Origin of the sequence: Vibrio sp. 10N.247.310.17 (genome assembly GCF_041466605.1) — a bacterium.
GTDB lineage: Bacteria > Pseudomonadota > Gammaproteobacteria > Enterobacterales > Vibrionaceae > Vibrio > Vibrio tasmaniensis_A.
Window position 1 is genome coordinate 1 of sequence record NZ_JBFSTC010000128.1, and the last position, 9,748, is coordinate 9,748.

Sequence of the window (9,748 nt, forward strand, 5' to 3'; positions counted from 1 at the left end):
TAGTAAGACTCGCTACACTGTGCGATCTAAACACCTTAAATGATAGGTGTTGACCTTCGGGTGGCTTTTTCGGTTTTTAGCGTCAAAACCTAGCTCGTACCGCACTCTTGATTCGAAAAATGATTATTTATGACATAGTCTTACCATTGAGACAAAAAATCTAAGATAGTCTCATTACTATACGTATCGGATCTGAATACGATCTTGCGGCAACTTTGTACCCGTATGATTCGTTTAACTCGTGTTAGCCTGATTGAAAAAAATAAAAACAGAATAAGGAAGAAGGATGGGAACTCAATTTAAGATGGATTCCTTACCAGGTTCTCTTATCGTCGTTGGTGGTGCGTACGAACCCTGGTTATCAGTGTTAGAACAAGTGGGTTGGCAATGTACCCAGTGTGCAGATTTACGAAAAGCCGATGCCTTAATTACTGATATTGGCCCCTGCATTGGCATTGTGGATCTTAGTCATGATGAGTTTAGCCTTAATGGTATCGCTAACCTCGTGAGCAACAACAAGCAAGTTCGATGGCTTGCTTTTATCCGTGAATCGCAATTGAGCTCAGATACAATCTGCCAATTTATCGTTAACTTCTGTATCGACTTTTTCACGGCACCAATCCCTGATGCTCAGCTATTGAGTACCATTGGTCATCAACTGGGTATGCTCAAACTTGAGCAGAAAGTATGGCCAAACTACGGTATTAACAACAATATGGGCCTACTCGGTGATTCTGTGGCGGTGAAACGCTTGAGAGACCAAGTCAAGCGAATTGGCCCCACAGATGTCAGTATTTTGATTTACGGTGAGAGTGGGACAGGAAAAGAGACAATTGCACGTTCCATTCATCAAAATTCATCGCGAGCTCAGAAACCATTTTTAACTGTGAATTGCCGTGCTCTATCTGAAATGAGGATAGAGACTGAGATGTTTGGTATTTCAGCCCCAGCAACGGCAGCGCCTTGTATGTTGGAAGAAGCCGATGGCGGAACCCTCTTACTCAACGATGTCCTAGCGATGCCTCGTAATCAACAATTGAACCTTTTACGCTTTTTACAAGAAGGGAAAATTGAAACCACGAAGGGAGCTAAGTCGGTTGATGTTCGCATTTTGGCTGCTAACTCTTCTGATATTGAAAAGGCATTGATCGAGGGCGACTTCAATGAAGAGCTTTATCATTACATCAATGTTCTGCGTATTCATGTTCCTAGCTTAAAAGAACGTGTGAGTGATATTTCAGTGCTAGCGAATCATTTTCTGCGTGAGTACTCAAAAGAGTTTAATGCGCAAGCGAAGAGCTTCTCAGACGATGCTATCCGCTCGATGAGTCGCTACCATTGGCCTGGCAACGTTCGTGAATTGATGAATCAGATTAAGCGTGTTGTGTTGATGTCTGATGCTGTCATCATTGAGGATCATCAACTGGATTTACCAAAACAGAATGATGAACGCCGCAGTCTGAAAAGTATACGTGAACGTTCAGAGCGAGATGCTTTACTCATTGTGTTGGAATCTTATGGTGGTCAAGTGTCTTTGGCCGCTAAGGAGCTTGGAGTTTCACGCGCAACTATGTACCGCTTACTCAATAAACATGGTCTTATATCTGAGGGCGTTGTTTAGAACGTTCTATTCATTGACTCTATCCGGTGAGTGAAAATTCAAGGGCCACGTATCATACGTGGCTTTTTTGTTTCTGAAGGATAGTCCGCTGTTCTATAGAGAGAGCCCTAAGATAGATATGCTGTGATTTTATATAATCATAGTGAATATGTTATATGTAAATGAATATGCAACTGATATTTCAGGTGAATGCATTGTTTTAAAAATGTTAACCAATTATCGGTTGAATAATATACTCACTTGGTTAGACTTTAACCGTGAAAGCAACGATTTAACAAAGACTTGTCTGCTTTTACGACCCCATTTCTTTTTGGATTTTTTAGTTAGCTTGGAGGCGCAAATGAAACATTTCGATTTTATACAGCATATTTGCGCGTCGTTTGATCCGTGTACTGACATGGTGACTGATATGTCACACACATCAGCCATGGCCGATCGAAACACCCAAGATAAACCTAACTAATAGATCCGTACCCTTATTTGGCTGCGGAAAAATAGCAGCTAAGTGAGAAGCCCTCATACTATCTAGAACGCTATTTTTCCTCAGTTTATTCCACAACTGGAGAGTTATTATGCGTCACTCAGTATATTTAAAACTAGCAACAGTTCTTATCCGTGCAGACCTTCGTCGTGAAGAGCGTGAATGGCAACGAAAAGTTCGTCGTAGTTCATATGATCTACCTTGGAACAACCCCCATTTATTGAGAGATATTGGCCTTGAAGCCGATGGTCGACCAATTGGTCTTTCTGAGCCTGAAGTTGTCACGATTGAGCGCCGAGTTCGTCATCTTCGTCGAGTCTTAAGCGCGCGAATACCGACGTAATCTTGTGGGGTGATAGCGCCTTCACCCCACAAGATAAACATCAGCGATAGTTATGGCGTCGAAAATGCAAATTTTTGAACTAGAACTGGCCAAAAAAGAGAAGCTCTTGCTTCTCTTTTTTTGCTTTTTTAAGTCGTTATCTAGTAAAGGTAAATAGTTCGGCTAAGCTTTACAGAGCAAGGGAGGCTGACTATGCAGAAGCATCAATTAGACATGTGGTTACATGGAGAGCACAAAGACTCTTATCAGACACCGAAAGTGTACGTTATTGGTTGCTCTGATATCTCTGAATATTTGCTGGCGGTGGAGTACAAACACAAGCTAGAACCGGTAAAGCAAGACGGCGAGCCGCTTCACTTTGGATCCTTGGATCAAGTGAAAGAGGAATTACTCCGGCTCGGCTTTGAAAAGGCCTACCTTCGCTTGCACAACGCGTATGATGAGTTTGGTAATGAACCCAACCAAAGCTACTGCGATATTGAACTGGCGCTCAAACCTCATTAGAGAGTATTCTTAACGAGCGTTGTAGTGAGAAATTACTTCTAAATTGAGACGGTTTATAACGTACTGATCTTTTAGCCTATCTATGCTAGATAAAACCTCTATGCGTAATGGGTTGTCAGCAATCTGTGGGTGAATTGAGTTCGTAGATAGAAACCACGAGGTTTGGTCTTTATTGGTTTTCCACTTGCACCGTAAGCTTCTGTTAACACTCGACTGTTGGCGGCTTTTGGTCGCAAATGCAGTGCTTCGCCGTGTCTTGCTGTTATCTGTTCAACATTACCTAACACGATCAGCTCCATGAGCTCTTCCCAATCCCTTTTTAAGATCTCGTTTTCCGCTTGGGTTGGTGTCCACAATAAAGGGGATCCTACATGCCTTTCTGCCAGTGGGATCTCTCTTTCTCCCTCTACCGGGATCCACAACACTTTAGACAGCTTGTTTCGAACGTGACTGGTTTCCCACGTTATGCCTTGCACGCCCATCAATGGCGCGACACAAACAAAGGTGGTTTCGAGTGGCTTCCCTGAATAACCAATCGGGATACTTTTTAGCTCGATCCCGAGCTTGGCAAAATCTTGTTCTGGTTTACTGCCAGCTGGCGCCCCCAAGTGCCATTCCAATAGTTGTCCAACCCAGCCTTTATCTCGCTTTAGGTCGTTTGGTACAACCATATTGGCTTCATCGGCGAGCTCTTTGAAGGTCATTCCTGCAATAGCATATGCTCTGTCTAACAGCTCTTGTTGTGTTTGTGGTTCTGGTTTCATAATAAAAGGCATGATCAAAAAAATGATTTTACCAGAAGTTATCACCATATGACGACTGGTTAAGAAATGATCGCCTTGCTAGAAAAGGGATCAAACTCATGGTTATCCACAGGACATGAAGGTAATTAATTGAAATATTAATTTAGTGGATAAATAAACAGGAGTTTGCAGGGGATAAAATGCTTGCTAAATAGGGTTTGAAATGAATCTTTCACTTACTAGTGTGGATAAACATCGGAGTGGTTGATCTTTAACCATGGGTGATTTTTAAAAGATCTTTTTATTTTTTCATGTTTTTAAAATTGATGGATTTGTTTTAATTTATTGATTTTTAATTGTTTTTATTGTCGGTTGGTGGTTTTTTGTTTTTGGTTCTGATAAATCTATGGATTAAAAAAACGATTGCGGGTAATTCTTCACATAGTTATTCACAGAAAAGGTGAATAAATGTGGTCTATGTCTCACTCTTGTGTGGGTAACTAAGATTTGAGCAAAACTTATCCATATTCGTAGTTATTATTCATAAATATAGCGCTTGTCACGTCACTAAGTTTGCTCCGATTGGGGATATGTGGAAAAATCAGTGTAATTAAAAATTTAGATAGAGGTTGGCCAGTGATAGATGGCGATGGTTACCGATTAAATGTTGGTATTGTAATCTGTAACAACCATGGTCAGGTCTTCTGGGCTAAACGATACGGGCAACATTCATGGCAATTCCCTCAAGGGGGAATAGATGAAGGTGAAACTCCGGAACAGGCAATGTACCGCGAGTTGTATGAAGAGGTTGGCCTTACTAAAAAGGATGTAAAGATCGTCGCGACAAGTCGTCATTGGTTACGCTATAAGCTGCCCAAACGACTGGTTCGGTGGGATTCTAAACCTGTCTGTATTGGACAAAAACAGAAGTGGTTTCTTTTACGCTTAGATTGCGATGAATCGCATATCAATATGCAGCGTGGAAGCACACCTGAGTTTGATGGTTGGCGTTGGGTGAGTTACTGGTACCCAGTTCGACAAGTTGTATCTTTCAAGCGAGATGTTTACCGTCGAGCGATGAAAGAATTCGCATCTTTAGCAATGCCGTTTAAAGAGCGAAAAACAAAAGGAAAGCGCAAATTGCGTAGAGGTTAAGCATGCTCAGCCAACTAAGGGAAATAGTTGAACACGTATCAAGAGTTGAAGATGTGTCGACGGCTCTTGATATTTTGGTTAAAGAGACATGCAGCGCGATGCAGACGGAATGTTGCACCGTGTATTTGGCAAATAATGATATGCAGCGTCTTGAGTTGATGGCAACTCAAGGCCTGATCTTCAAAGGCAATAGTATTCACATTGGTTTTGACGAAGGTTTGGTTGGCCTTGTTAAAAGAAGTGCTGAACCGATCAACCTTGCACAAGCGTCTGCTCACCCTGCTTATAAGTTTTTTCCCGAGCTTGGAGAAAAGGTTTATCACTCTTTTCTCGGCACTCCGATTATCTATCGCAAGCAAGTGCTTGGCGTATTGGTCATTCAACAGAAGTCCCCCCGTTTATTCAGTGAGATGGAAGAATCCTTCCTTGTTACACTCTCAGCACAACTTGCGGTTATTGTGGCGCATGCCCAAACTCAAGGCCATTGGCTGTTAGAGCAACAGAAGCTACCTGCGACCAAAGGTATTGCAGCTTCATCGGGTGTGGCGATTGGTGACTTATGGTGGGACAACACTCAGCCTGAACTCACCGATGTTTACCCTGCTTCGACGCTCAATGTTGAAAGGGAGCATGAGCTGTTGGCAGTCGCTGTCGAAAATGCTCTCAATGATTTTAAGCGAATGCGAAAGCGTTTAGATAGTGAAATCAATAAAGACGCGTTGGCGATCTTTGATCTGTTTACTCACTTACTCAACGATCCCATGTTACGTAAGGATCTCAAGAGTCAAATTCAGAAAGGCGACAAAGCCGATTGGGCATTGAGACAGGTTGTTGAGAGTTACTCTAACCGTTTTGCTCGTATGTCAGATGTGTACCTTCGGGAGAGAGCGCAAGACGTCCGAGAGCTTGGTCAAAGACTGCTCTATTTCCTCCACAATTCTGAACATGAACTTCGCACGTTAGATAAACCGATTATTTTGGTGGTTCGTGAGTTAACGGCCTCTGTATTAGCGTCTATTCCTAAAGAAAAACTATTAGCGGTTATTTCCTTGGAAGGGGCGGCGAACTCGCACGCAGCGATTTTATCTCGAGCTTTGGGTATTCCTTCTGTTATGGGAGTTAACCTTAATCTTTCGCAAGCTAATGGTAAGCAAGCGATTGTTGACGGGTATAGCGGCGAGATCTTTATTGAGCCGACTAAAAACCTGCTCAAAGAGTATCGGGGGCTGATTCTAGAAGAGAGTGAGCTCTCCTCTATGGTCAATCGAGAACTGTACTTACCGGCAAAAACGAAAGACGACAAGCAAGTCGAGATTCTGCTTAATGCGGGCTTGAGTGCAGACACTAACATCGCTATCAACCAAGGGGTTGATGGGGTTGGTCTGTATCGAACCGAAATTTCTTTCTTGTTGCAGCAAAGGTTTCCGTCAGAGGACGAACAATTCAAACAGTATCGTTCTGTGCTTGCGAGTTACCCTGAGAAGCAAGTGGTGATGCGAACCTTGGATATTGGTGGAGATAAGGCGTTACCTTACTTCCCAATAGAAGAAGATAATCCATTCCTTGGTTGGCGTGGTATTCGTTTTACCCTTGATCACCCCGACATCTTTATTATTCAGTTACGTGCGATGCTACGTGCGAGCTGTGAAAGCCATAACTTGAGTATCTTGCTGCCGATGATTTCTGGTGCGCAGGAGCTGGATGACGCGTTCCAACTGATTGAACAAGCGTATGACGAAGTGCATGAACTCGACAGTCGAGTTCGCATGCCGCGTATCGGTATCATGATTGAAGTGCCATCCATGCTTTACCTTCTTCCGCTTATTGCGGATAAAGTTGATTTCGTTTCGGTGGGCACCAATGACTTAACTCAATATTTATTGGCGGTTGACCGGAACAATTCCCGTGTCTCTGATGTCTATGAATCCATGCACCCTGCAGTGATCATGGCATTGAAACACATCCATGATACTTGTAAGCAATATCAATTGCCGGTGTGTATATGTGGAGAGCTCGCGGGTGATCCAATGGGTGCATTGCTCTTGATTGGGTTAGGGTATGAGACGTTAAGTATGAACACCTCAAATGTCGCAAGGACTAAGTATTTGATTCGTCAATCTAAGCTTAGTGAACTGCAAGATTTGGCAAATGAGGCGCTATCAAAACCGTATGGAAGTGACATCTATAGTATGATGCTCAACTATTTCGAAGAGCGTGAATTTACAGGCTTCATTCGAGCGGGTAAAAAATAGGATTTAACGTGTCATATGAACTGATAGGCTTGCTAGCAGGCCTTGGTGCTATTGTTGGTGTTTTAGCTGGCTTGCTGGGCATTGGTGGTGGTTTGCTGGTGGTTCCTGCCTTACTCTTTTTGCTTCCTAAAGCGGGTATCCCTCAAGAGTTTGCGATGCAAATGGCATTGGCTACCTCGTTATCAACCATTATTGTTACCTCAGGGTCGTCTGCGATTAACCATTTAAAATTGGGTAATGTGGAGCTTTTTGTCGTTAAGTGGTTGATGCCTGGTGTGGTGATTGGTGGTTTCCTAGGTTCTTTTGTCGCCGACGTTATTCCTGCTCAATATCTGCCAAAAGTCTTTGGTGTGATTGTCTTGGTATTGGCGTTGCAGATGTTGTTGTCGATCCGCTCTAAGAGTCAAAAGTCGATGCCGGGTTCAGCTAAGACCATGTTATGTGGTGGCGGTATTGGTTTGGTTTCAAGCTTGGCTGGTATTGGTGGTGGTTCTTTGTCGGTGCCTTTCCTTAACCATCACGGTGTGGAAATGCATAAAGCTGTAGGCTCATCCTCTGTATGTGGTTGTGTTATCGCGATTTCGGGAATGCTAGGCTTTATTTGGCATGGCTCTTCTGTCGATGATCTTCCGGCGTATAGCTTAGGTTATGTTTATTTACCGGCTTTGATAGCGATATCTTGTACCTCAGTTCTGACCACACGAGTTGGCGCTAAACTGGCCACTCAATTGCCAACCCCCGTGCTGAAGAAATTCTTTGCGGTATTTTTAATGTTTATAGCAGCTACTATGCTGCTGTAGTGTCTTTTCTGTTAGCTGTTGAGTTAACCGTTATTCAATTTTAGATAGAGAGCCAAGTATGTCTCAGGGTTTTATCGAATTCCCAAATATCGATCCTGTTCTTATTGAACTAGGACCAATCTCAGTTCGTTGGTACGGCCTAATGTACCTTGTCGGTTTTATGTTTGCTCTTTGGTTAGCAAATCGCCGAGCTGATCAACCCGGTAGTGGTTGGACTCGAGAGCAAGTATCAGACCTACTGTTTGCTGGCTTTCTAGGTGTGGTGCTTGGTGGTCGTATTGGCTACGTACTTTTCTACAACTTTGGCCTTTTCATTGATGATCCACTCTACCTATTTAAGGTATGGACTGGCGGTATGTCTTTCCACGGTGGTTTGCTTGGTGTGATCACCGCGATGCTTTGGTATGCCAAAAAGAACGGTCGAACCTTTTTTGGTGTCGCAGACATGATTGCACCATTGGTTCCATTTGGTTTAGGTATGGGCCGCATGGGCAACTTCATGAACAGTGAGCTATGGGGTCGTGTGACTGATGTGCCATGGGCGATTGTATTCCCTAACGGTGGTCCGCTTCCTCGTCATCCATCTCAGCTTTATGAAATGGCGCTTGAAGGTATTGTACTGTTCTTCATCTTGAACTGGTTCATCAAAAAGCCGCGCCCTCTTGGTTCTGTATCAGGGTTATTCCTAGCTGGATATGGTACATTCCGCTTCCTAGTTGAATACGTACGTGAACCTGATGCTCAGCTAGGTTTGTTCGGTGGATTTATCTCTATGGGACAAATTTTGTCACTGCCAATGGTTATCATCGGTGTGCTGATGATGGTTTGGGCATACAAGCGTGGTCACTACAAAGATGAATTACCACAACAAACGAAATAAGGAATTGGAGTGAAACAGTATTTAGATCTCTGTCAGCGTATCGTTAATGACGGTACTTGGATTGAAAATGAACGCACAGGCAAGCGCTGCCTAACCGTAATCAATGCTGACCTTGAATATGATGTAGGTAATAACCAATTCCCACTGGTAACAACTCGTAAAAGTTTTTGGAAAGCCGCAGTTGCCGAGCTGCTTGGCTATATCCGTGGTTACGACAATGCTGAAGATTTTCGTAAGCTAGGGACTAAAACTTGGGATGCGAATTCTAACCTGAATGAAGCATGGCTAAATAACCCTTACCGCAAGGGTGAAGACGACATGGGCCGTGTTTATGGCGTTCAAGGACGTGCATGGGCAAAACCTGACGGCGGTCATATCGACCAACTGAAGAAGATTGTTGATGATCTAACGAACGGCATTGATGACCGCGGCGAGATCTTAAACTTCTATAACCCAGGTGAGTTCCACATGGGTTGTTTACGTCCGTGTATGTACAGCCACCACTTCTCTCTACTTGGTGACACTTTGTACCTAAACAGTACTCAGCGCTCTTGTGATGTTCCATTAGGTCTGAACTTCAACATGGTTCAAGTGTATGTGTTCCTAGCAATCATGGCGCAAATTACAGGCAAAAAAGCGGGTGTGGCTTACCACAAGCTGGTTAATGCTCATATCTACGAAGATCAACTCGTACCTATGCGTGATATCCAGTTGAAGCGTGAGCCTTTAGCGGGGCCAACATTCCATATCAATCCTGAGATTAAGTCTCTAGAAGATTTGGAAACGTGGGTGACGATGGATGACTTCTGGGTTGAAGGCTACGAATGCCACGAAGCGATTAAGTACCCATTCTCGGTTTAATCTAATCTGCTTTGTTTGACTGACTGACTGATTGATCGAAAGGCTGCCTCTGCGCAGTAATGCCGTTCACTTAAGAGTGAACGGCATTTTTGTTCTTAGCATACCGTT

General features: G+C 43.5%; 9 protein-coding genes. 8 read left to right on the forward strand and 1 reads right to left on the reverse strand.

The features are described 5' to 3' along the window. The first annotated feature begins 286 nt into the window (after nt 1-286). The 3 genes from vpsR (at nt 287) to AB6D80_RS22910 (ending at nt 2,949) form a co-directional block, all read left to right on the forward strand. Nucleotides 287-1,621, forward strand: a complete 1,335-nt coding sequence (vpsR, locus tag AB6D80_RS22900; RefSeq protein WP_009848431.1) for a cyclic-di-GMP-binding transcriptional regulator VpsR — start codon at nt 287-289, stop codon at nt 1,619-1,621. A gap of 572 nt (nt 1,622-2,193) precedes the next feature. Further along, complete coding sequence (locus tag AB6D80_RS22905; protein ID WP_372189698.1) at nt 2,194-2,445, forward strand: DUF1127 domain-containing protein; 252 nt, start codon at nt 2,194-2,196, stop codon at nt 2,443-2,445. A 192-nt stretch (nt 2,446-2,637) separates the two neighbouring features. Further along, nucleotides 2,638-2,949, forward strand: coding sequence for a DUF6482 family protein (locus AB6D80_RS22910; RefSeq protein WP_009848433.1), 312 nt, complete (start codon nt 2,638-2,640; stop codon nt 2,947-2,949). A 98-nt stretch (nt 2,950-3,047) separates the two neighbouring features. Here AB6D80_RS22910 and mutH read toward each other — a convergent pair whose 3' ends face one another. Next, complete coding sequence (mutH, locus tag AB6D80_RS22915; protein WP_372189699.1) at nt 3,048-3,713, reverse strand: DNA mismatch repair endonuclease MutH; 666 nt, start codon at nt 3,711-3,713, stop codon at nt 3,048-3,050. Nucleotides 3,714-4,328: 615 nt separating this feature from the next. Here mutH and rppH point away from each other — a divergent pair. From rppH to AB6D80_RS22940, 5 genes are read left to right on the forward strand one after another with little or no spacing between them, the layout of a single operon-like run. Further along, nucleotides 4,329-4,847, forward strand: a complete 519-nt coding sequence (rppH, locus tag AB6D80_RS22920; protein ID WP_009848435.1) for an RNA pyrophosphohydrolase — start codon at nt 4,329-4,331, stop codon at nt 4,845-4,847. A 2-nt stretch (nt 4,848-4,849) separates the two neighbouring features. Then, complete coding sequence (gene ptsP / locus AB6D80_RS22925; protein ID WP_371708333.1) at nt 4,850-7,099, forward strand: phosphoenolpyruvate--protein phosphotransferase; 2,250 nt, start codon at nt 4,850-4,852, stop codon at nt 7,097-7,099. Nucleotides 7,100-7,107: 8 nt separating this feature from the next. Then, nucleotides 7,108-7,899 (forward strand): sulfite exporter TauE/SafE family protein, encoded by a 792-nt coding sequence (locus tag AB6D80_RS22930; protein WP_371703781.1) that lies wholly within the window; start codon nt 7,108-7,110, stop codon nt 7,897-7,899. Between the two features lie 58 nt (nt 7,900-7,957). Next, nucleotides 7,958-8,779 carry a prolipoprotein diacylglyceryl transferase gene (gene lgt / locus AB6D80_RS22935; protein ID WP_004735021.1) on the forward strand — a complete coding sequence of 274 codons (822 nt, stop codon included), beginning with the start codon at nt 7,958-7,960 and terminating at the stop codon, nt 8,777-8,779. A gap of 9 nt (nt 8,780-8,788) precedes the next feature. After that, nucleotides 8,789-9,640: a thymidylate synthase gene (locus tag AB6D80_RS22940; protein ID WP_371703783.1), complete on the forward strand. Its 852-nt coding sequence runs from the start codon at nt 8,789-8,791 to the stop codon at nt 9,638-9,640. Nucleotides 9,641-9,748: the final 108 nt, after the last annotated feature.

What these genes read in the sequence shown, in the direction of transcription:
- mutH (WP_372189699.1), bottom strand. Translation starts at nt 3,713, where the DNA reads ATGAAACCAGAACCACAAACACAACAAGAGCTGTTAGACAGAGCATAT.
- AB6D80_RS22910 (WP_009848433.1), top strand. Translation starts at nt 2,638, where the DNA reads ATGCAGAAGCATCAATTAGACATGTGGTTACATGGAGAGCACAAAGAC.
- AB6D80_RS22905 (WP_372189698.1), top strand. Translation starts at nt 2,194, where the DNA reads ATGCGTCACTCAGTATATTTAAAACTAGCAACAGTTCTTATCCGTGCA.
- lgt (WP_004735021.1), top strand. Translation starts at nt 7,958, where the DNA reads ATGTCTCAGGGTTTTATCGAATTCCCAAATATCGATCCTGTTCTTATT.
- vpsR (WP_009848431.1), top strand. Translation starts at nt 287, where the DNA reads ATGGGAACTCAATTTAAGATGGATTCCTTACCAGGTTCTCTTATCGTC.
- ptsP (WP_371708333.1), top strand. Translation starts at nt 4,850, where the DNA reads ATGCTCAGCCAACTAAGGGAAATAGTTGAACACGTATCAAGAGTTGAA.